Raw genomic sequence first — 19,219 nt, 5'->3', positions numbered from 1 at the left:
TGTTTCCGGGGGGAAAAGCAGTTCCAATACGGGCCGCGGCGATCGGGGGATCGCCGCGGCCCGTCTCATGTCGAGGGTCTGTCCACGTGAGCGGATCGACCTATTTCGCGCTGACCCGCCAGATCACGTTGCCGACGTCGTCCGCGACGAGCAGCCCGCCGGTCTTGTCCGTCGCGACGCCGACCGGCCGCCCGCGCGCCTGGCCGTTCGCGTCGAGGAAACCGGTGAGCAGATCGACGGGCCGTGCGCCCTTCACCGGGAAACCGTCGGCGGCGAAGGGGATATAGACGACCTTGTAGCCGGTCAGCGGCTTGCGGTTCCACGAGCCATGCTCACCGACGAAGGCGCCGTTGGCGAAATTCGGCCCGAGCTTCGCATCGTTCGCGAAGGCGAGGCCGAGCGCGGCGACATGCGCGCCGAGCGCATAGTCCGGCCGCTTCGCATATTCCTGCAGCGCGGGGTTCTGGGGCTTCACGCGCGCATCGGGATAGCCGCCCCAATAATACCAGGGCCAGCCGAAGTGATCGCCGAGCTCGATCTGCGTCATGTAATCGGGCGCGAGATCGGAACCCATCATGTCGCGCTCGTTGACGACGGTCCACAGCCCGCCCGACTGCGGATTGAAGGCGAGCCCCTGCGGATTGCGCAGACCGCCGGCATAGACGCGCGCCGCCTTGTGGACGGAATCGACCTGCAGGATGTTGGCGCGGTTCTTTTCCTCCGGGATCGTCGCGTCGGGCTCGATCTCGCCTTCCGCGATGTTCGACGACGACCCGACCGAGACGTAGAGCGAACTGCCGTCGGGGGCCGCCAGCAGGCCGCGCCCCCAGTGATTGCCGCCGCCGGGATAGGTGACGACGGTCTCGGGCCTGGCGGTGATCTTCGTCTGGCCGGGCGTGAAGGGCACGCGCACCAGCGCATCGGTGTTGGCGATGTAGAGATAGCCCCCCGTCAGCGCCATGCCGAGCGGCGAGTTGAGCCCGCCGATCAGCACCGTTTTCGTTTCCGCCACGCCGTCACCGTCGGCATCGCGCAGCAGGGTGATGCGGTTGGCGGAGGGCGTGTTCGCGCCCGCCTGACTGAGGAACAGGCCCATCACCCAGTCGGTCACGCCGCGCACCTGGCGCGGCGGCGAGTTGGTCTCCGCGACCAGCACGTCACCATTGGGCAGGCGGTAGATCCAGCGCGGGTGATCGAGCCCGCTGGCGAAGGCGTTGACCTGCAACCCCGCCGCCGCGGTCGGCTTCGCACCGCCCCAGCCGACCGGCTTGGCGATGCCGATCGTCGGGAAATTCTGGTAGCGCGCCTGCGTGATCTTCGGCCGCTTGCCCGTCACCGCATCGGCGGGGAGCTTGGCGATATCGGGCCGGCTCGCCCAGTAATAGAAAGCCGCGCCGGCGACGATGAAGATGCCGAGGACGATGAGGATGTGTTTGCGCATGCCCGCCAAGGTAGGGGCGCGGGCGGTCGAGCGAAAGGTTATTCTGTATCATCCGAACACGAAAAGACCGCCGGCATCGCTGCCGGCGGCCCCGTCGCGATCGTAAACGCCCTCAGCCGAGGTCGTAGCGGTCGTTGTCCATCACCTTCGTCCACGCGGCGACGAACGCCGCGACGAAGGCGGGCTGCGCATCGGCGGTCGCGAACGCCTCCGCCAGCGCGCGCAGTTGCGAGTTCGACCCGAAGATCAGGTCCACCCGCGTCGCCGTCCATTTCGCCGCGCCGGTCTTGCGGTCGACGCCCTGGAAGGCGTTCTCGTCGCCGGTCGCCTGCCACTGCGTCGCCATGTCGAGCAGATTGACGAAGAAATCGGTCGTCAATTGCCCCACCCGGTCGGTGAACACGCCGTGCCGCGACCCGCCCGAATTGGCGCCGAGCACGCGCAGGCCACCGACCAGCGCGGTCATTTCGGGACCGCTGAGGCGCAGCAGTTGCGCCTTGTCGACCAGCGATTCCTCGGGCGACATGAAGTGCGCGCTGTCGGCGTTGCGATAATTGCGGAAGCCGTCCGATCGCGGCTCCAGCGGCGCGAAGCTGTGGACGTCGGTCGCCTCCTGCGTCGCGTCGCCGCGGCCGGTGGTGACCGGGACGGTGACGTCGACGCCCGCATCCTTCGCCGCCTTCTCCACCGCCGCAGCACCCCCGATCACGATCAGATCGGCGATGCTGACCGGCTTGCCGAACGCGGCCTGCACCTCGCCCAGCTTCGACAGCACCTCGCCAAGCTGTGCCGGATCGTTCGCCTCCCAGTGCTTCTGCGGTTCCAGCCGCACGCGCGCGCCGTTCGCACCACCACGCTTGTCCGATCCGCGGAAGGTCGCGGCCGAGGCCCAGGCCGCCGAGACGAGCTGCGGCACGCCGAGGCCCGTCTCCAGGATCTTCGCCTTCAACGCCGCCACGTCGCCATCGCCGAGCTGCGGACCCGCCGGCACGCGGTCCTGCCAGATCAGTGCTTCCTGCGGCACGAGCGGGCCGAGATACCGCGCGATCGGCCCCATGTCGCGGTGCGTCAGCTTGAACCACGCGCGGGCGAAGGCATCGGCGAACTGGTCAGGGTTCTCGTAGAACCGCCGCGAGATCGCCTCGTACGCCGGGTCCACGCGCAGCGCGAGGTCGGAGGTCAGCATCGTCGGGCGGCGCTTCTTCGCCGGATCGAAGGGATCGGGGATGCTCTCGGGCGCATCCTTGGCGAACCACTGGTGCGCACCGGCCGGGCTCGTGCCCAATTCCCATTCGAACTTGAACAGATTGTCGAAGAAGTGATTCGACCATTGCGTAGGGGTCTGGCTCCAGATCACTTCGAGGCCCGAGGTGATGGCGTGCGCGCCGACGCCGGTCTCGTACTTGCTGCTCCAGCCGAGGCCCTGGTTCTCGATATCCGCCCCCTCGGGCTCGACGCCGATGAAGCTCGGGTCGCCCGCGCCGTGCGTCTTGCCGAAAGTGTGCCCGCCCGCGATCAGCGCGACGGTTTCCTCGTCATCCATCGCCATGCGCGCGAAGGTCTCGCGGATGTCGCGCGCCGACGCGGCGGGGTCGGAATTGCCGCCGGGGCCCTCGGGATTGACGTAGATGAGCCCCATCTGCACCGCGCCGAGCGGCTCGGCGAGCTGGCGTTCGCCGCTGTAGCGCTCGTCGCCCAGCCACGATCCTTCGGGGCCCCAGAACAGCTCCTCGGGCTCCCACGTGTCGGCGCGGCCGCCCGCGAAGCCGAAAGTCTTGAAGCCCATCGATTCGAGCGCGACGTTGCCGACCAGCACGAACAGATCGGCCCAGCTCAGCGCGCGGCCGTATTTCTGCTTGATCGGCCACAACAGGCGGCGCGCCTTGTCGAGGCTGGCATTGTCCGGCCAGCTATTGAGCGGGGCGAACCGCTGCTGGCCGCCACCGGCGCCGCCGCGCCCGTCCGATACGCGGTACGTGCCCGCGCTATGCCAGGCGAGCCGGATGAACAGGCCGCCGTAATGGCCGAAATCGGCGGGCCACCACTCCTGCGAATCGGTCATCAGCGCGTGGAGATCGGCGATGACGGCGTCGAGATCGAGGCCCTTGAACGCCTCGGCATAGTCGAAATCGCCGAGCGGGTTGGAGCGCGGGTTATGCTGGTTGAGGCTTTCGAGGCTCAGCGCATTCGGCCACCATTCCTTGTTGCTGGGGCCCTTCTTGCCGAAACCCCCATTCTTGCCGAAGCCTACCGGACATTTCGTTTCGCTGTTCATGGCACTCTCCCACGCCTGTTTGGTCGTGGAACGCGGGATGCCACCTCCCGTTCAATCGGGAAAACACATTAAATCGCCGATAGTGATCGATTGGCTGATTGACGACGGGAGCGTTGCGCATGGCACCCGTACACGTCAGGATCGTTGTCGACCGATGCCGATGCCTGTTCCCAAACTGCCCGCCGCTTTCGCCCTCGCCGCCGTGCTGTTCGCGGGCGCGCCCGCCGCCGCGCAACGCTATCCGGCGCGCGAGGTCGGCGACTGGACCGTCGCCGCGAGCGCGGACGGCAACGGCTGCTTCCTCTCCAGAACCTATCAGCGCCCCGGCGGCACCACATTGCTGTTCGGCATCGATACCGACGGCACCAATCATCTGACCCTGCTCAATGCCAACTGGTCGATCGCGTCGCGTGACCGGCTCAAGCTCGATTTCCGCCTCTCGCGCGGCGGCTATGCAAAGCACTTCGCGATCGGCATCGTGTCGGACGGCAAGCAGGGGTTCGTCACGAATTTCGAGGCGAAGTTTCCCGTCTATTTCGCCGCTTCCACCTTTCTGCGCGTCGATCGCGGCGACATCCCGGTCGAGCGGCTGAACCTCGACGGCAGCGGCGCGGCGATGGCCGAATTGCGCCGCTGCCTCGCCATGCGCCAGCCCGGACCCACTGCCGGAAAGGTCCGGGAGGAGGGTATTCCCAGGGATCCTTTCTCCCCCGACGCAAAGCGGCGATCCGGCGCGCGCTGACCCCGGCGGGCGGCCCGAAACGGCATCGGCTGATCCGGGAAGATGCACGACCGGACAGAATCGGATTGTCGGTGCCGCGACGCTCGGCTTCGTTTCCGCGCAGTTGCTTAACGATAGGAAGAAACGCGATGTCGCCATCCGTAAAATTTGCGCCCGCCCTTGTGATTCTCGCGGGCGCCGTCGGCCTCGGCGGCTGCGCCTCCAAATCCTATGTGCGGGAACAGATCGCTCCGGTGAGCCAGCGCGTCGATGCGCTGGAACAGCGGTTGCAGGTGACGGACGGCACCGCGAAGCAGGCGCTGGCGGAGGCGCAGGCCGCATCGGGTCAGTTGCAGAACAGCAACCAGCGGCTCGATCAGCTCAACGGTCGTGTGGACGGCGTGGAGCAGCGGCTGGCGGCGCAGGAATCGCGCCGGAAGCGCCCGCGCAATTGATCGCGCACGGCCATTCCGTCCTGAATCCCCATTCCGTCCTGAATCCAGGGTGATATGCCGCAACGGCCGTCGCATCCCGCGGCGGCCGTTGCTTGTTGAGCGTCCGATCCGATGATCCATGTCCTGCTGGCGCTCGCCGGCCTCGCGCTGGCCACTCCGGCTGCGGAGCGTCCGCGCACTACGTCCCCGAAACCCGCGCCGGTCGCGGCGGCGCGCGACGGCACCGCGATCCTCCCTTCGGCGGAGGCGCTGCGCGTCGCCGATTGGGTCGCGGCATCGGGGGACAATCGCGCCTTGCCCTATGCCATCGTCGACAAGAAGAACGCCGCTCTCTTCCTGTTCGACGCGAAGGCGAAACCGATCGCCGTCGTGCCGGTGCTGATCGGCGTCGCCGTGGGCGACGATGCCAGCCCCGGCATCGGCAGCAAGAAGCTCGCCGAGATCGGCCCGGCCGAAAAGACCACGCCGGCTGGCCGCTTCCTTGCCAAGTTCGGCCTGGCCTTCGGCAAGGAACGGATCCTCTGGGTCGACTACGCCACGTCGGTGGCGCTCCACCCGATTCCGCCAGACAGTAAGAAGAAGGACCGCCGCCGCGAACGAATGCTGTCGCCGACGCCCGACGACAATCGCATCACCTTCGGCTGCATCAACGTGCCCAAGGTGTTCTACGGCACGAAACTGCGGCCGCTGTTCCAGCGCAGGGGCGGGTACGTCTATGTCCTGCCCGACACCAAACCGCTGGAGGCGGTGTTCCCCCGCCTGCGGGTGGCGGCGCTCGTCAACGGTGACGCCGCACCGGAATGACGCTTATTCCTCCGGCTCCGGCCTGGGAGGATGCAGCCGCAGCGCCAGCACGCGGCGCGTATCGGCGGCGGCGATCTCGATCGTCCAGCCGCTGGGGTGGGCGATACACTCGCCGACTTCGGGGACGTGCCCCGCCAGCACCGCCGCCAGGCCGCCGATCGTGTCGATGTCGCCGTCGACTTCGGCCAGGCGCGGGTCGATCACCTCGCCGACATCTTCCAGCTCCGCACGCGCGTCGACCTGCCAGCCGCCGCCATCGATCGGCACGATCAGCGCCTCGGGCGCGTCGTCATGCTCGTCCTCGATATCGCCGACGATCTCCTCGATCAGATCCTCGATCGTAACGAGCCCCTCGGTGCCGAAATATTCGTCGAGCACCACGGCGAGGTGGACGCGCTTCGTGCGCATGTCCGCCAGCAGATCGAGCGCCCCGCGCGACATCGGCACGTAGAGCGGCTCGCGGATCAGCCCGGCGATGCTGTCCGGGTGCGGCGCGCCGGTCGCGAGGATGTTGAACACGTCCTTGATGTGGACCATGCCGATGATCGTATCGAGCTTCTCCTTGTAGACCGGGATGCGGCTGTGCCCCGCGTCGGCGAAGAGTTGCACGAGGTCGGCGAAGCTCGTCGCTTCCTCCACCGCGACGATGTCGGCGCGCGGCACGCCCACGTCGCCCGCGTCGCGCTCGCCGAAATGCAGGAGGTTGCGCACCATCTGACGCTCGAGCTGGGAAAGGTCGCCCTTGGCGTCGGGGGCGGGATCGTCCTCATGCGCGTCGATCACTTCCTCGAGCTGCGCGCGGAGCGATTCGTCGCCGGGATCGCCGAAGATCATCGCCTTCAGGTTGCGCCATATCCCGCCCTCCTGGGCGTCGGCGGAATGGCTGCCGGTGGTGGTAGAATGCGCCGTCGTCGCGCTGCTACTGGGGCCCTCGGGCATAATGGCGGTTTCAGTCCTCTCGAATAAGATACGGGTCGGCGAGCCCCAGCGAGGTCAGCGTATCGGTCTCGATCGCCTCCATCGCCTCGGCTTCGCCGTCGGCCATATGATCATAGCCTAGCAAATGCAGCACGCCATGCACGATCAAATGCGTGGCGTGATCGGTAATCGCGATGCCGCGCTCCACCGCCTCGCGTTCGCAGACGCCGTGGGCGAGGACGATATCGCCGAGCAGCACCTCGCCGTCGTCGCTGTTCTGCCCGATCGTGTCGAGCAGATCGGCCTGCACCATCGGGAAGCTGAGGACGTTGGTCGGCTTGTCCTTCTGGCGATACTGCCGGTTGAGCACCTGCACCTCGTCGTCGGTGGTGAGCCGCACCGACACTTCGAACAGCGCGGCGGCACGCAGGATCTCGCCCTGCGGCGTGCGCGTGATGGCGGCGGTGGCGGCGCGCAAGGCGAGCGCATCCCAGTCGAGATCGGGCCAGACGTCCTCGCGCGACAGGGCGATCTCAAGCATCCGTACCCTCATACGCCTCGACGATGCGCCCGACGATCGGGTGGCGCACCACGTCGCCGCTGCCGAAGCGGCAGATCGAAAGGCCCTCGACGCCTTCCAGCCGGCCGACCGCGTCGTTCAGGCCGCTCGCGCCCATGCCGCCGGGCAGGTCGGTCTGCTTGGGGTCGCCGCAGATCACCATGCGGCTGTTCTCGCCGAAGCGGGTGAGGAACATCTTCATCTGCGCGGGCGTGGTGTTCTGCGCCTCGTCGAGGATGATGAAGGCGTCGGCCAGCGTGCGGCCGCGCATGAAGGCGATCGGCGCGATCTCGATCTCGCCCGACGCGATGCGGCGCTCGACCTGCTCGGCGGGCAGGCAGTCGTTCAGCGCGTCGTAGAGCGGGCGCAGATACGGATCGACCTTCTCCTTCATGTCGCCGGGCAGGAAGCCGAGCTTCTCGCCCGCCTCCACCGCCGGCCGCGACAGGATCAGCCGCTGGATGCTGCCGGTGATGAGCTGCGCGACCGCCTGCGCGACGGCGATATAGGTCTTGCCCGTCCCCGCCGGCCCCAGCGCAAAGATGATATCGTGATTGAGCAGCTCACGCATATAATGCGCCTGCGCCACCGTCCTCGGCACGATCGTTTTCTTGCGCGTGCGAATCATGATCTGCGGCGGGGCGCTCGCCTCCGCGCTGATGATGCCGGTGAGCGTCGGTTCGGCCGACATTGCGATCACCGCCTCGACCAGCCCCTGATCGACCACCTCGCCGCGCATGATGCGGTTGTAGAGCCCGGTCAGCACGTCGCGCGCAGCCGCTACCGATTCGGCGCGTCCCTCCAGCCCGACGCGGTTGCCGCGCGCGGTGATATACACGCCGAGCCGGTTCTCGAGCAGCAGCAGGTTCTGGTCGAACTCGCCGAACAGCTGCGCCATCAGCTGCGGGCGTTCGAACACGACCTCGGCGCGGCTGCGCTCACCGGCCTGGGCGGGGACGGGCTTACGGCTCATGCAATTCCTTCGCTACGGAGGACGGAAGGGTGCAGCGAACGCCGGGGCCCGTCACGGCGAGCGGGCGCCGGAGGAAATCGCGGAAGAAGGCGGTTGCGCTGCATCCGCCCGGGAGTTTGGCAGATCGCGCGGCGCAGCGACAGGGGGCGCGAAATCTTTTTCGTCAGCGCCGGATGATGAGGATCGAGAGCCCCGAGAGGATGATCCGCACCGCACCCATGCCGGCATAGATCCAGAGGCCGATCGGATTGCGCTTCCACTTCACCGGGCGGTGTTCGTCGAGGGGATCCGGGAGCACGATCTCGGTTCCGTTACGCGGCGGCGCGGTTACGTTCATGCGCGCTCTCTCGCAGCGGCTCATGGCCGCTTTTGGGCACGCCGGTGACCGAATTGGGCCCGGCCGCCGTGATCTCGACCGACACGAGATCGCCGATCGCGAGATCGCCGACGATATGCACCGAATGGAGCCACGGGCTCTTGCCGAGGAACTGGCCGGGCAGCTTGCCCTTGCGCTCGATCAGCACATCGCACGTCCGCCCGACGGTGGCGGCGTTGAAGGCGGCCTGATCGCGGTTGAGCGCTTCCTGCAGGCGCTGGAGGCGCTCGTCCATCACCTCGGGCGCGATCTGATCGGTCATGCTCGCGGCGGGGGTGCCGGGGCGCGGCGAATATTTGAAGCTGAACGCCTGCGCGTAACCGACCGCATCGACCAGGCTGAGCGTCTCGGCGAAATCCTGTTCGGTCTCGCCGGGGAAGCCGACGATGAAATCGCCCGACAGCGCGATGTCGGGCCGCACCGCGCGGACGCGGTCGAGCAGGCGGAGGTAGCTGTCGCGGCTGTGGCTGCGGTTCATCGCCTTGAGGACGCGGTCGCTGCCCGATTGCACGGGGAGGTGCAGGAAGGGCATCAACTTCGATATATCGCGGTGCGCCTCGATCAGGCCCTGGGCCATGTCGTTGGGATGGCTCGTCGTGTAGCGGATGCGGGCGAGGGCGGGGATATCGGCGAGGTCGGCGATCAGGTCGTGCAGACCCTTGCCATCATCCTCCCACGCATTGACGTTCTGGCCGAGCAACGTGAGTTCGCGCGCGCCGGCATCGACCAGCGCCTTCGCCTCGTCGACGATCTGCGCGCGCCCGCGCGAGACTTCGGCGCCGCGCGTATAAGGCACGACACAATAAGTGCAGAATTTGTCGCAGCCTTCCTGCACCGTCAGGAAAGTGCTGGGTGAGACGCGGCGGCGCGCGGGCAGATGGCCGAACTTGAGATCGACCGGCATGTCGGTGTCGAGCGCGGACGTGCCCGTGGCGGCCCTGGCGACGAGGCCGGGAAGGTTGTGATACGCCTGCGGGCCGACCACGACATCGACCTTCGCGCGCCGCACGATCTCCACACCTTCGGCCTGCGCGACGCAGCCTGCCACCGCGATCATCGGATCGCCGCCGCGCTTCCCCGCTTCCTTGCGGATGCGGCCGATGTCCGAATAGACCTTCTCGGTCGCCTTCTCGCGAATGTGACAGGTGTTGAGCACGACGAGATCGGCGGCATGGGCATCGTCGGTCGCGACGAGCCCTTCAGCGCTCATCAATTCGGCCATGCGATCGCCGTCATAGACGTTCATCTGGCAGCCGAACGACTTGACGTGGAATGTCTTGGGAGCGGATTTCATCGCCGCGCCCTTAGTCCGATTGGCCCGAATCCGCCAGTGGCTGCGGTTTCGCCGCATAGCGCACCGCGCCGACCGCATAGGCGAAGTCGCGCAAGGGGTGGCCGAGCACCGTGACCAAAGCCTCCTCTATCCGCCGCCGGCTTTCGGCGGCGATCGCCTTGCGGCCGGGGAAGTCGCGCGGGTGGAACGGCTCCAGGAAATGCACGCGCACCGGGAAGCTGCCGCGGCGCGAGAGGATGCGGCCGGCATTGTCGATGCCCGCTTCCTCGCCGATCCAGCCGATCTCCTCGCCCATGTCGCCGTAATCGAGCAGCACCGGCTGCACCATTACGCCGGGCGGCGGTGGCTCCAGCACGCGCAGCATCGGCGTCTTGAAGGGGAGCAGCGACTGGCCGTCGGTCGTCGTGCCTTCCGGGAAAACCGTGACCGACCAGTTTTCCGCCAGCGCATCGCGCAGTTCGTTGATCTGTTCGGCGACGCCGAGGCGGTTCTCGCGCTTCACGAACACCGTGCGGTTGAGCGTCGCCAGCCAGCCGACCACCGGCGAGGCGCGGATCTCCTCCTTGGCGACGAAGGCGGTGCCGCTCTGTCCGGCGATGGCGAGAATATCGATCCAGCTCAGGTGGTTGGCGATGTAGAAGACATCGCGCTTCAACGGCACGCCGATCCGCTCGACACGCGCGCCGACGATGCGCGCGGCAGCCCCCAGGAACAGTTTGGGCCAGGGCGACGTGAGGCGGAACAGCCGCCAGAGATAATGCAGCGGGACCGTCAGCACCAACGCAAGCAGAAGGCCGGACACGCGCAGAGCTATCCGGCACCAGCCCAGCGGCGTGATCGGCTGCGGGCGGCCCGCCGCCGCCTCAGTTCTTGCGGTCGATGGCGACGCCGTACAGCTCCATACGGTGATCGACGAGGCGGAAACCCAGACGTTCCGCGATCGCCTTCTGCAACTGCTCGAGCTCGGGATCGACGAATTCGATCACGCGGCCGGTCTCGACCTCGATCAGGTGATCGTGATGCGCCTCGGGCGCGGGCTCGTAGCGCGAGCGGCCATCGCCGAAATCGTGACGATCGAGGATCCCGGCCTCTTCGAACAGCCGCACCGTGCGGTAAACGGTGGCGATCGAGATGCCCGGATCGATTGCGGAGGCGCGTTCATAGACGCGCTCGACGTCGGGATGATCCTCGGCTTCCGAAAGCACGCGCGCGATGACGCGGCGCTGTTCGGTGATACGGAGGCCCTTTTCATTGCAAAGGGATTCGATGTCGATCTTGCGCGCCATGCGCCTAGTGTAGGGCGTCTGCGCGACAGGATAAAGAGCGGCGGCGCGGATTTCTCACGCGCCGCCGATCTGGTTGGCTCAGCGCGTCGCGGTCTTGCGGCGCTTGGTGCCGAGGCCGATCTTCTTGGCGAGCGTGCGACGCTGCTCGGCATAGCTCGGCGCGACCATCGGATAGTCGGCGGGGAGGTTCCACTTGGCCCGATACTGTTCCGGCGTCATCTGATAGTGCGTCATCAGGTGACGCTTGAGCATCTTCAGCTTCTTGCCGTCTTCGAGACAGACGATGTAGTCGGGCTTGATCGACGAGCGCACCGAAACCGCCGGTTCCTGCTTCACTTCGGGTGCGGGTGCGGCACCGCCAAGACCCGTAAGCGCACCATGCACGTTGGCGATGAGGACCGGAAGGTCCGACACGGCCACACTATTGTTGCTGACATGCGCCGCAACAATATCCGCGGTCAACGTGATCAGGGTTTCCTGCAATTCGAGCGTAGTATCCATTATTGTCCTTTCGACCCATTCCCGGCTACTTTTAGGCGTAACCGTTGCTTGCCATATCCACCTTCGGAGAAAGTTTCGCAAGCAACAAATTAGTCCATGAACAAGCGTTCAGGCTAATTCGCGCCGGAAGGTAAATGCGTCGAAAGTCTGGCCGTTCGATCCGCGATAGTATTGGCGCCGTTCCCCAACCTTCGTGAAGCCTGCGCTTTGATAAAGCTTTATCGCACCATTGTTTTCCCGAACCTCGAGATGGATTGTCCGGGCGCCGCGACCCTTCGCGTCGGTGATAACGGATCGCAACAATGCTGCGCCGATGCCGCGGCGGCGCGCGGCGGGCGTGGTGGCGAGCAGCAGAAGCTCGGCCTCGTCGGCGATGATCCGGGACAAGGCGAAGCCCGCATCCTCCCCGTTTGCCGCCGCGATGGTCAGCCACACGCCGGGCATGGCGAGGATGCCGAGGCACTGGGTGCGCGTCCACGCCTCGCCGAAGCGCGTGTCGAAGGCGGACTGCATGATGGTATCGACAATACCGAGATCGGCGGCGGCACCGCTTCGCAGATCGACGACGTTGAGGATCGTGCTCACGCCCCGATCGACCCGGTGCCGGGCACTTTCGCGTCGGGCGCACGGCCGTAGATCGGGCGCGGCGGCAGGACGGTGAAAGCGGCGGGGAGCAGCACCGCGTCGGCGGCGCGGGGCAGTGCTTCGATCGAAGCGACTTCGGGATCGATCGCGCGCAGCAGGCGCACGCCGTTGCCGATCGCCGGGCGGCCCCGCAATGCGGCGAGCGCAACCTCGGGCCGCAGCGAGGCGAGGGCGGACGTGGGCGCGAGCGGAGCGTCGAAGGCTTGCATAAAGACCTCGCCATGCCCGCCTTCGATTACGACCGCAAGCGAGGGCAGGCTTGGATTGGGGCTGGGACCGGCGGCGAAGGCGGCGGCGGCGATCAGCGCGAGCGAGGAATATCCCGTCGCCTGCGCGCGCCAGCCGAGCGCGAGGCCGCGTGCGGCAGCGATGCCGACGCGCACGCCGGTGAAGCTGCCCGGTCCGCAATCGACGAGGATATGCGCCGCGCGGCCGCCGCCGGGCAGTTCGGCGATCATCGGCAGCAGGCGTTCGGCGTGGCCGCGCCCGACCACCTCATGCAGCGCCGCGATGACCGCGCCGTCTTCCAGCAACGCGACCGAACAGGCGGCGGTCGCGGTTTCGATCACCAGCGTGCGCAAGACCTCAGACGATCGTGTTAAACGTCTCGAACGGCGGGCGCGGCAGGCGCTCGAAGATCGTCGAAGGATCGCCGACGCCGATCGTCGAGATGAAGTTCGACTTTACCGCCGGCGTATCGGCGAAGAAGGCGGCATCAACGGCGGCATTGTCGAATCCCGACATCGGCCCGGTATCGAAACCGAGCGCGCGCGCGGCTAGGATGAAATAGCCGCCCTGCAGCGACGAATTGCGCAACGCCATGATCTCGCGCGCGGCCGGATCGGGAAACCAGTCCTTCACGCCGGGTGCGTGCGGAAACAGGATCGGCGCCTGTTCATGGAAATTGGTGTCCATGCCGATGATTACGGTGGCGGGCGCCTTCACGATCTTCTCGCCGTTGGTGCCGCTCGACAGTGCGGCGAGCTTCTCCTTCGATTCCTGACTGAAGCACCAGACGAGACGCGCCGGCAGCAGATTGGCCGAGGTCGGGCCGAACTTCATCAGCTCCCAGATCGAATCGGCATCGGCGGCGGTGAAGGGCGCGTCGGTGAAGCCGTTGTAGGTGCGCCCCTTGCGAAAGATCGTGTCGAGCACATCATCGGCCAGCTTTGCCATGCGCAGGTTCCTTGTCTGGGTTTGGAAGAACGGCGCGGAGATCAGACCGCGCGGACCTCGGTGACTTCGGGCACGTAATATTTCAGCAGTTGCTCGATGCCGTTCTTCAGCGTCGCCGAAGACGACGGGCAGCCGGAACACGCGCCCTGCATCTGCAGGAACACCTTGCCCTTGTCGAAACCGCGATAGATGATGTCGCCGCCATCGTTGGCGACCGCCGGGCGAACGCGCGTCTCGATCAGATCCTTGATCTGCGCGACGATGTCGGCGTCCTCCGGGTTTTCGGCGAAATCGTCCTCGGCGGGCACGGCGATGCCGTTACCGGCGGCGCGGAACAGCGGCATGTTCGCGCTGAAATGATCGAGCAGCAGCGCCAGCACATCCGGTTTCAGGCCAGACCATTCGACGCCCGGCCCGGCGGTGACCGACACGAAATCGCGACCGAAGAACACGCCGGTCACATCGCCGAGGCCGAACAGCGCCTCGGCGAGCGGCGAGGCCTCGGCCTCTTCCGGCGTCGCGAAATCGCGCGTCCCCGCATCCATCACGGCGCGGCCGGGCAGGAACTTCAGGGTCACCGGGTTGGGCGTCGTTTCGGTCTCGATCAGCATGGGCCCCATGTGGCCCGGCGCGCGGGCGGGATCAAGGCGATTGCGGAAACGAATGGTTTCCCGGCGTAAACGAGAGCCACCCTGCTGCGGCGTGATCGCGGCTGGCGGCGGCGCGGGAAGGTCGCTACGTTGCCTGCCATGCATCTTCTTTCGCGCGCGACGCGCTTCGCCCCCCTCAAGGTCATTCTGGCTGCAACCCTGCTGATCGCCCCCTCGCTTTCGCAGGCGGGGCAGGACGACAGCGCGATCGCGAACCGCGACCCCTGGCTCTACAAGGGCAGCGACATCACGCCCGATCCGGCGTGGCATTTCGGTACGCTCAAGAACGGCCTGCGCTATGCCGTGCGCAAGAACGGCGTGCCGCCCGGCCAGATCTCGATCCGCGTGCGCATCGACGCGGGTTCGCTCTACGAGCAGGACAGCGAGCGCGGCTTCGCGCATCTGATCGAGCATCTTTCCTTCCGCGGCTCGGTCTACGTGCCTGACGGCGAGGCCAAGCGCATCTGGCAGCGCATGGGCACGACCTTCGGATCGGACACCAACGCGCAGACCACGACGACGCAGACGGTCTACAAGCTCGATCTGCCCGCCGCGACGCCCGAGGGCATCGACCAGAGCATCAAGATCATGTCGGGCATGGTCTCCCAGCCCAACATCACGCAGGCGGCGCTGACCGGCGAGCGCCCCGCCGTGCTGGCCGAGCAGCGCGAGCAGCCGGGGCCGCAGGTGCGTTTCATGAACGCGATCAACGGGGCGCTGTTCGCAGGGCAACCGCTCGCCGACCGCTCGCCGATCGGCAATATCAAGACGCTGGAGGCGGCGACGCCCGAGACGGTGCGCGCCTTCCACGATCGCTGGTATCGCCCGGAACGCACGCTCGTCTCGATCGCCGGTGATTTCGATCCGGCGATGATCGAGCCGCTGATCGCGAAGTATTTCGGTACGTGGAAGGGCACCGGACCCGCGCCCGCCGATCCCGATTTCGGCACGCCCGACGCCAAGCAGCCCGCCACCGGTGCGATCACCGAGCCCGGCCTGCCGACGCGCATCGCCTTCGCCGTGGTGCGGCCGTGGAAATACAATGACGATACGGTGGTCTTCAACCAGAACCGGCTGGTCGATCAGGTCGCGCTCGCCGTGATCAACCGCCGGCTGGAAACGCGCGCGCGCACCGGCGGCAGCTTCATCGCGGCACAGGCCGCGCTCGACGATCCCTCGCGCTCGGCCAACGTCACTCTGGTGACGATCCTGCCGGTCGGCAACGATTGGGAACCGGCGCTGCGCGATGTCCGCGCCGTGATCGCCGACGCGCAGGTCCATCCCGCGACGCAGGCCGAGATCGATCGCGAGCTCGCCGATACCGAGGTGACGTTCCGCACCCTCGTGGAAACCGCGCGCGCCGAGGCCGGCTCAAAGGAAGCCGACGACATGGTGCAGGCGGTCGACATCCGCGAGACCACCACCGCGCCCTCGACCATCCAGAAGGTGTTCCAGGACGCGCGCGCCAAGAAGATGTTCACGCCCGCGCGCATCCTCGCCTCGACCAAGAAGGTGTTCGAGGGCACGGCGCAGCGCGCGCTGATTTCGCTGCAGGTGCCCGAGGACGGCGCCGCCGCGAAGCTCGCCACCGCCTTGTCGGCCGATGTGTCGGGCCTGGCGGGCAAGCGCCGTGCGCAGGCCAACATCTCCTTCTCGAAGCTGCCGCCGCTCGGCAAGCCCGGTGCGCTGAAGGCGCCGCTCGAGAAGATCAATCGCTTCGGCCCCGACATGAACCTCAGCCAGGGCGAATTCACCAACGGCGTGCGCCTGATGGTCTATTCGACCAAGGCGGAGGACAATCGCATCTACGTCCGCGTACGTTTCGGTGGTGGCTACGCTGCGTTGCCCGCCGACAAGCCGACCCCGGCCTGGGCGGCCGAGCTCGCGCTCGTCCAGGGCGGCATCGGCAAGCTCGGTCAGGGCGATCTCGACGCGCTGACGGCGGGGCGGCGCATGGGACTCGATTTCGATATCGAGGACGACGCTTTCTCGCTTTCCGGCCAGACGTCGCCTGCCGATTTCAACGACCAGTTGAAGCTGCTGGCGAGCGAGCTCAACACGCCGGGCTGGGATCCGAACCCGCTCGCGCGGGGCAAGAGCGTCGCGCTGGCGGGCTATGCCGGGTACGATTCCTCGCCAGACGGCGTGCTGAGCCGCGACCTCGAACGGCTGCTGCGTGACGGCGACCAGCGCTGGGGCACGCCCAGCCGCGAGCAGATTTCGGGTACGACGCCCGAGGCGTTCCGCGCGCTGTGGGAACCGTTGATGAAGACCGGCCCCATCGAGGTGCAGGTGTTCGGCGACGTCACACCCGAGGATGCGGTGCTCGCGGTCGGCAAGACCTTCGGCGCGCTGAAGCCGCGGCCGGCGATCGCCGAGATCACGCCGCCGGTGCGCTTCCCCGCACACAACACCACCCCCGTCACGCGCACGCACGACGGGCCGGAGAACCAGGCGGCGGCGGTGATCGCCTGGCCGACCGGCGGTGGGCTCGACGAGATCGCCGACGCGCGGCGGCTCGACGTGCTGGCGGCGATCTTTAGCGACCGGCTGTTCGACAAGCTCCGTTCCGAAGCGGGCGCGAGCTACAGCCCGAACGTGTCGAGCAGCTGGCCCGCCGGCCTGCCCGGCGGCGGGCGGATGGTCGCGATCGGCCAGGTCGCGCCGAACAACATCCCGCTGTTCTTCAAGCTCAGCCGCGAGATCGCCGCCGATCTCGTCGCCAATCCGGTGAGCGACGACGAGCTCAAGCGGACGCTCGGGCCGATGCAGCAATCGATCCTGCGGCAATCGACCGGCAACCAGTTCTGGATGCTGCAACTGACCGGCGCGTCCTACGACCCGCGCCGCATCGATGCGCTGGCCGGGCTCTACGGCACGCTCACGCGCATGACGGCGGCGGACGTGCAGGCGACGGCGGCGCGGTATCTGCGCCCCGACAAGGACTGGACGCTGCAGGTGGTGCCGAAGGCGGCTCCGGCGAAGTAGATCGAGTTACGTCGCCCGGGCGCAGGCCGGGGCCGCTGCGTTTTGGGGCGACCGCGTGCCGCAGCAACTCGGCGGCTCCGGTGCGGCGACTAGACCGTGAAGCTTTCCCCGCACCCGCAGGCGCCCTTGGCGTTGGGATTCTCGAACACGAAGCCTGCCGCGAAATCGTCCTCGACCCAGTTCATCGTGCTGCCGACGAGATACATGATCGAGCCGCCGTCGACGAACAGGGTGCCGCCGGGCGTGTCGATGCGCTCGTCGAAAGGCTTGGCCTCGCTCACGTAATCTACCGAATAGGCGAGGCCCGAGCAGCCGCGCTTGGGGGTCGAGAGCTTGACGCCGATCGACCCTTCCGGGGCCTTGGCCATCAACGCGGTGATGCGCGCTTCTGCGGAAGGCGTCAGGTTGAGCGCGGCGGGCCGCTGGCGGGTGATCGTGGCCATCACAGCATCCCCAATTCTAATTTCGCATCGTCACTCATCTTTTGCGGATCCCAGGCGGGTTCCCACACGAGGTTGACGTCGGCGGTGGCGATGCCGGGGACCGAGGATACGCGCATTTCGACCTCGCCGGGCATCGACTCCGCGACCGGGCAGTGCGGCGTCGTCAGCGTCATGGTTACGGCGGCGTGGCCCTCCGTCGTCACTTCGACGCCGTAGATCAGGCCGAGATCGTAGATGTTGACCGGGATTTCCGGGTCGTAGATTTCCTTCAGCGCGGCGATGACGGCCTCGTAGAGTTCGCCGCCGGGCTCGCCCGATGCGCCGCCCTCGGGCTTTTGCGCCAGAAAGCCCTCGAGATAGTCGCGCTTGCGCACCAGCTTCTCGGCGAGCGTGCCGGGCGCCGGGCCGGTATCGGCGGACTCCACGCGCGCCTTGGGCGGCGCATCGACCGATTCGACTTCTTCCACCGCGATCCTGCTTTCCTCGTTCATCCGAAGATCCTCGTTACTCGTTCGATCCCGCGCACCAGCGCCTCGATATCCTGCGGGCCGTTATAAACCCCGAAACTGGCCCGCGCCGTCGCGGGTATGCCAAGGCTGTCCATCAGCGGCTGCGCGCAATGATGCCCGGCGCGGATGGCGACATGCCCCTCGTCCAAGATGGTGCCGATGTCGTGCGGATGCACCCCCTGGATGCTGAAAGAGACGATGCCGGCCGCATCCTCCGGCCCGTAGAGCGTGACCGAGTTGATGCCGCGCAGCGCCGCGCGCGTCTGTGCGACGAGCTCCGTCTCGTGCGTGTGGATCGCCTCCAGCCCGATGGCGTCGACATAATCGATCGCGGCGTGCAGCCCGAGCACGCCGACGATATGCGGCGTCCCTGCTTCGAAGCGGCCGGGCGGGGGAGCGTAGGTGGTCTTGGCGAAGGTAACGCGGTCGATCATCGATCCGCCGCCCTGATACGGGGGCATTGCCGCCAGCAATTCGGCGCGGCCCCACAGCACGCCGATGCCGGTCGGGCCGTAGAGCTTGTGGCCCGAGAAGACGTAGAAATCGCAGCCGATCTCCGCCACGTCGACGGGCAGGCGCGGCACCGCCTGGCAGCCGTCGAGCAGGATCTTCGCGCCGACCGAATGGGCGATTTCGGTCGCGCGCTTCGCGTCGAGCACCGAGCCAAGCACGTTCGAGACATGGCCGAGCGCGACGAGCTTGTGCGCGGGGGTGATCATCGCCGCCATCGCGTCGAGATCGATGCGGTGATCGGGCGTGAGCGGCACCACGTCGATCGCCGCGCCGGTCTTTTCCGCCGCCATCTGCCACGGCACGATATTGCTGTGATGCTCGAGCTGCGAGAGCAGGATGCGGTCGCCGGGCTTGAGCTGTTCTTGCGCCCAGCACTGCGCGACGAGATTGATCGCCTCGGTCGCGCCGCGCACGAAAACCACTTCGGTCTCGTCGGCATTGAGGAAGCGCGCCACGCGCTTGCGGCCCGCCTCGAACGCAAGCGTCATGTCGGCGCTGCGCTGATACACGCCGCGATGCACGGTGGCGTAGGTGGTGTCGTATCCGCGCGCGATGGCGTCGATCACGGCTATCGGCTTCTGCGCGGTGGCGGCGGTGTCGAGATAGGCCCAGCCGTCGCGGATGGCCGGGAAATCGGCGAGCCGGTCGAGCGGGCGGGTGTCGGATATCGTGCTCATGCCTTCTTCCTCCCT

General features: G+C 67.1%; 21 protein-coding genes. 4 read left to right on the top strand and 17 right to left on the bottom strand.

Annotated elements, in window-relative coordinates; translation table 11 throughout:
* Window positions 1–100: 100 nt before the first annotated feature.
* Both Q5H94_RS13495 and katG read right to left on the bottom strand, forming a co-directional pair.
* Entirely contained in the window at window positions 101–1,441 is a 1,341-nt protein-coding gene (locus Q5H94_RS13495; RefSeq protein WP_304561804.1) for a PQQ-dependent sugar dehydrogenase, read from the bottom strand.
* A 112-nt stretch (window positions 1,442–1,553) separates the two neighbouring features.
* Window positions 1,554–3,716, bottom strand: coding sequence for a catalase/peroxidase HPI (gene katG / locus Q5H94_RS13490; RefSeq protein WP_304561803.1), 2,163 nt, complete (start codon window positions 3,714–3,716; stop codon window positions 1,554–1,556).
* Window positions 3,717–3,870: 154 nt separating this feature from the next.
* Here katG and Q5H94_RS13485 point away from each other — a divergent pair, with 154 nt between their 5' ends.
* The 3 genes from Q5H94_RS13485 to Q5H94_RS13475 all read left to right on the top strand — a co-directional run bounded on the left by Q5H94_RS13485 (window position 3,871) and on the right by Q5H94_RS13475 (window position 5,696).
* A complete protein-coding gene (locus Q5H94_RS13485; RefSeq protein WP_304561802.1) occupies window positions 3,871–4,458 on the top strand; it encodes a hypothetical protein in 588 nt (195 codons plus the stop codon).
* Window positions 4,459–4,586: 128 nt separating this feature from the next.
* A complete protein-coding gene (locus Q5H94_RS13480) occupies window positions 4,587–4,892 on the top strand; it encodes a hypothetical protein (protein ID WP_304561801.1) in 306 nt (101 codons plus the stop codon).
* A 111-nt stretch (window positions 4,893–5,003) separates the two neighbouring features.
* Window positions 5,004–5,696 carry a hypothetical protein gene (locus Q5H94_RS13475; protein ID WP_304561800.1) on the top strand — a complete coding sequence of 231 codons (693 nt, stop codon included), beginning with the start codon at window positions 5,004–5,006 and terminating at the stop codon, window positions 5,694–5,696.
* Between the two features lie 3 nt (window positions 5,697–5,699).
* Here Q5H94_RS13475 and Q5H94_RS13470 read toward each other — a convergent pair whose 3' ends face one another.
* The 12 genes from Q5H94_RS13470 to Q5H94_RS13415 form a co-directional block, all read right to left on the bottom strand.
* Complete coding sequence (locus tag Q5H94_RS13470; RefSeq protein ID WP_304561799.1) at window positions 5,700–6,635, bottom strand: hemolysin family protein; 936 nt, start codon at window positions 6,633–6,635, stop codon at window positions 5,700–5,702.
* Window positions 6,636–6,645: 10 nt separating this feature from the next.
* Complete coding sequence (gene ybeY / locus Q5H94_RS13465) at window positions 6,646–7,155, bottom strand: rRNA maturation RNase YbeY (RefSeq protein WP_304561798.1); 510 nt, start codon at window positions 7,153–7,155, stop codon at window positions 6,646–6,648.
* Window positions 7,148–8,146 (bottom strand): PhoH family protein, encoded by a 999-nt coding sequence (locus tag Q5H94_RS13460; RefSeq protein WP_304561797.1) that lies wholly within the window; start codon window positions 8,144–8,146, stop codon window positions 7,148–7,150. Before Q5H94_RS13460 ends, ybeY begins: the two co-directional genes overlap by 8 nt.
* A 163-nt stretch (window positions 8,147–8,309) precedes the next feature.
* Complete coding sequence (locus Q5H94_RS13455) at window positions 8,310–8,483, bottom strand: hypothetical protein (protein WP_304561796.1); 174 nt, start codon at window positions 8,481–8,483, stop codon at window positions 8,310–8,312.
* Entirely contained in the window at window positions 8,458–9,816 is a 1,359-nt protein-coding gene (gene miaB, locus Q5H94_RS13450) for a tRNA (N6-isopentenyl adenosine(37)-C2)-methylthiotransferase MiaB (RefSeq protein ID WP_304561795.1), read from the bottom strand. Before miaB ends, Q5H94_RS13455 begins: the two co-directional genes overlap by 26 nt.
* Window positions 9,817–9,826: 10 nt before the next feature.
* Complete coding sequence (locus tag Q5H94_RS13445) at window positions 9,827–10,654, bottom strand: lysophospholipid acyltransferase family protein (RefSeq protein ID WP_304561947.1); 828 nt, start codon at window positions 10,652–10,654, stop codon at window positions 9,827–9,829.
* Window positions 10,655–10,679: 25 nt separating this feature from the next.
* The gene (locus tag Q5H94_RS13440) at window positions 10,680–11,102 is read right to left on the bottom strand and encodes a Fur family transcriptional regulator (protein WP_304561794.1); all 423 of its coding nucleotides are present in this window, start codon (window positions 11,100–11,102) and stop codon (window positions 10,680–10,682) included.
* A 78-nt stretch (window positions 11,103–11,180) separates the two neighbouring features.
* Window positions 11,181–11,603, bottom strand: coding sequence for a Ros/MucR family transcriptional regulator (locus Q5H94_RS13435; protein WP_304561793.1), 423 nt, complete (start codon window positions 11,601–11,603; stop codon window positions 11,181–11,183).
* A 108-nt stretch (window positions 11,604–11,711) separates the two neighbouring features.
* On the bottom strand, window positions 11,712–12,188 hold the full coding sequence (gene rimI / locus Q5H94_RS13430; RefSeq protein ID WP_304561792.1) for a ribosomal protein S18-alanine N-acetyltransferase: 477 nt from the start codon (window positions 12,186–12,188) through the stop codon (window positions 11,712–11,714).
* A complete protein-coding gene (gene tsaB / locus Q5H94_RS13425; RefSeq protein ID WP_304561791.1) occupies window positions 12,185–12,829 on the bottom strand; it encodes a tRNA (adenosine(37)-N6)-threonylcarbamoyltransferase complex dimerization subunit type 1 TsaB in 645 nt (214 codons plus the stop codon). The genes rimI and tsaB overlap by 4 nt, the downstream gene beginning before the upstream one ends.
* A gap of 4 nt (window positions 12,830–12,833) precedes the next feature.
* Window positions 12,834–13,424 (bottom strand): malonic semialdehyde reductase, encoded by a 591-nt coding sequence (locus Q5H94_RS13420; protein WP_304561790.1) that lies wholly within the window; start codon window positions 13,422–13,424, stop codon window positions 12,834–12,836.
* Window positions 13,425–13,465: 41 nt separating this feature from the next.
* A complete protein-coding gene (locus Q5H94_RS13415) occupies window positions 13,466–14,035 on the bottom strand; it encodes a NifU family protein (protein WP_304561789.1) in 570 nt (189 codons plus the stop codon).
* 138 nt (window positions 14,036–14,173) lie between these two features.
* On the opposite strand from Q5H94_RS13415, the gene Q5H94_RS13410 reads away from it, so the two are divergent.
* A complete protein-coding gene (locus Q5H94_RS13410) occupies window positions 14,174–17,062 on the top strand; it encodes a M16 family metallopeptidase (protein ID WP_304561788.1) in 2,889 nt (962 codons plus the stop codon).
* A gap of 89 nt (window positions 17,063–17,151) precedes the next feature.
* Here the strand turns inward: Q5H94_RS13410 and Q5H94_RS13405 are convergent, their stop codons facing one another.
* The 3 genes from Q5H94_RS13405 to Q5H94_RS13395 are packed head-to-tail and all read right to left on the bottom strand — an operon-like array spanning window position 17,152 to window position 19,204.
* Window positions 17,152–17,505, bottom strand: coding sequence for a HesB/IscA family protein (locus tag Q5H94_RS13405; RefSeq protein WP_304561787.1), 354 nt, complete (start codon window positions 17,503–17,505; stop codon window positions 17,152–17,154).
* Window positions 17,505–17,996 (bottom strand): SUF system Fe-S cluster assembly protein, encoded by a 492-nt coding sequence (locus Q5H94_RS13400; RefSeq protein ID WP_304561786.1) that lies wholly within the window; start codon window positions 17,994–17,996, stop codon window positions 17,505–17,507. Before Q5H94_RS13400 ends, Q5H94_RS13405 begins: the two co-directional genes overlap by 1 nt.
* Complete coding sequence (locus tag Q5H94_RS13395; RefSeq protein ID WP_304561785.1) at window positions 17,993–19,204, bottom strand: cysteine desulfurase; 1,212 nt, start codon at window positions 19,202–19,204, stop codon at window positions 17,993–17,995. Before Q5H94_RS13395 ends, Q5H94_RS13400 begins: the two co-directional genes overlap by 4 nt.
* Window positions 19,205–19,219 lie beyond the last annotated feature (15 nt).

The organism is Sphingomonas immobilis (genome assembly GCF_030580995.1).
Classification (GTDB): Bacteria; Pseudomonadota; Alphaproteobacteria; order Sphingomonadales; family Sphingomonadaceae; genus Sphingomonas; species Sphingomonas immobilis.
This window is presented reverse-complemented; position numbering and strand designations above follow the sequence as displayed.

What these genes read in the sequence shown, in the direction of transcription:
- Q5H94_RS13495 (WP_304561804.1), bottom strand. Translation starts at nt 1,441, where the DNA reads ATGCGCAAACACATCCTCATCGTCCTCGGCATCTTCATCGTCGCCGGC.
- katG (WP_304561803.1), bottom strand. Translation starts at nt 3,716, where the DNA reads ATGAACAGCGAAACGAAATGTCCGGTAGGCTTCGGCAAGAATGGGGGT.
- Q5H94_RS13485 (WP_304561802.1), top strand. Translation starts at nt 3,871, where the DNA reads ATGCCGATGCCTGTTCCCAAACTGCCCGCCGCTTTCGCCCTCGCCGCC.
- Q5H94_RS13480 (WP_304561801.1), top strand. Translation starts at nt 4,587, where the DNA reads ATGTCGCCATCCGTAAAATTTGCGCCCGCCCTTGTGATTCTCGCGGGC.
- Q5H94_RS13475 (WP_304561800.1), top strand. Translation starts at nt 5,004, where the DNA reads ATGATCCATGTCCTGCTGGCGCTCGCCGGCCTCGCGCTGGCCACTCCG.
- Q5H94_RS13470 (WP_304561799.1), bottom strand. Translation starts at nt 6,635, where the DNA reads ATGCCCGAGGGCCCCAGTAGCAGCGCGACGACGGCGCATTCTACCACC.
- ybeY (WP_304561798.1), bottom strand. Translation starts at nt 7,155, where the DNA reads ATGCTTGAGATCGCCCTGTCGCGCGAGGACGTCTGGCCCGATCTCGAC.
- Q5H94_RS13460 (WP_304561797.1), bottom strand. Translation starts at nt 8,146, where the DNA reads ATGAGCCGTAAGCCCGTCCCCGCCCAGGCCGGTGAGCGCAGCCGCGCC.
- Q5H94_RS13455 (WP_304561796.1), bottom strand. Translation starts at nt 8,483, where the DNA reads ATGAACGTAACCGCGCCGCCGCGTAACGGAACCGAGATCGTGCTCCCG.
- miaB (WP_304561795.1), bottom strand. Translation starts at nt 9,816, where the DNA reads ATGAAATCCGCTCCCAAGACATTCCACGTCAAGTCGTTCGGCTGCCAG.
- Q5H94_RS13440 (WP_304561794.1), bottom strand. Translation starts at nt 11,102, where the DNA reads ATGGCGCGCAAGATCGACATCGAATCCCTTTGCAATGAAAAGGGCCTC.
- Q5H94_RS13435 (WP_304561793.1), bottom strand. Translation starts at nt 11,603, where the DNA reads ATGGATACTACGCTCGAATTGCAGGAAACCCTGATCACGTTGACCGCG.
- Q5H94_RS13420 (WP_304561790.1), bottom strand. Translation starts at nt 13,424, where the DNA reads ATGGCAAAGCTGGCCGATGATGTGCTCGACACGATCTTTCGCAAGGGG.
- Q5H94_RS13415 (WP_304561789.1), bottom strand. Translation starts at nt 14,035, where the DNA reads ATGCTGATCGAGACCGAAACGACGCCCAACCCGGTGACCCTGAAGTTC.
- Q5H94_RS13410 (WP_304561788.1), top strand. Translation starts at nt 14,174, where the DNA reads ATGCATCTTCTTTCGCGCGCGACGCGCTTCGCCCCCCTCAAGGTCATT.
- Q5H94_RS13405 (WP_304561787.1), bottom strand. Translation starts at nt 17,505, where the DNA reads ATGGCCACGATCACCCGCCAGCGGCCCGCCGCGCTCAACCTGACGCCT.
- Q5H94_RS13400 (WP_304561786.1), bottom strand. Translation starts at nt 17,996, where the DNA reads ATGAACGAGGAAAGCAGGATCGCGGTGGAAGAAGTCGAATCGGTCGAT.
- Q5H94_RS13395 (WP_304561785.1), bottom strand. Translation starts at nt 19,204, where the DNA reads ATGAGCACGATATCCGACACCCGCCCGCTCGACCGGCTCGCCGATTTC.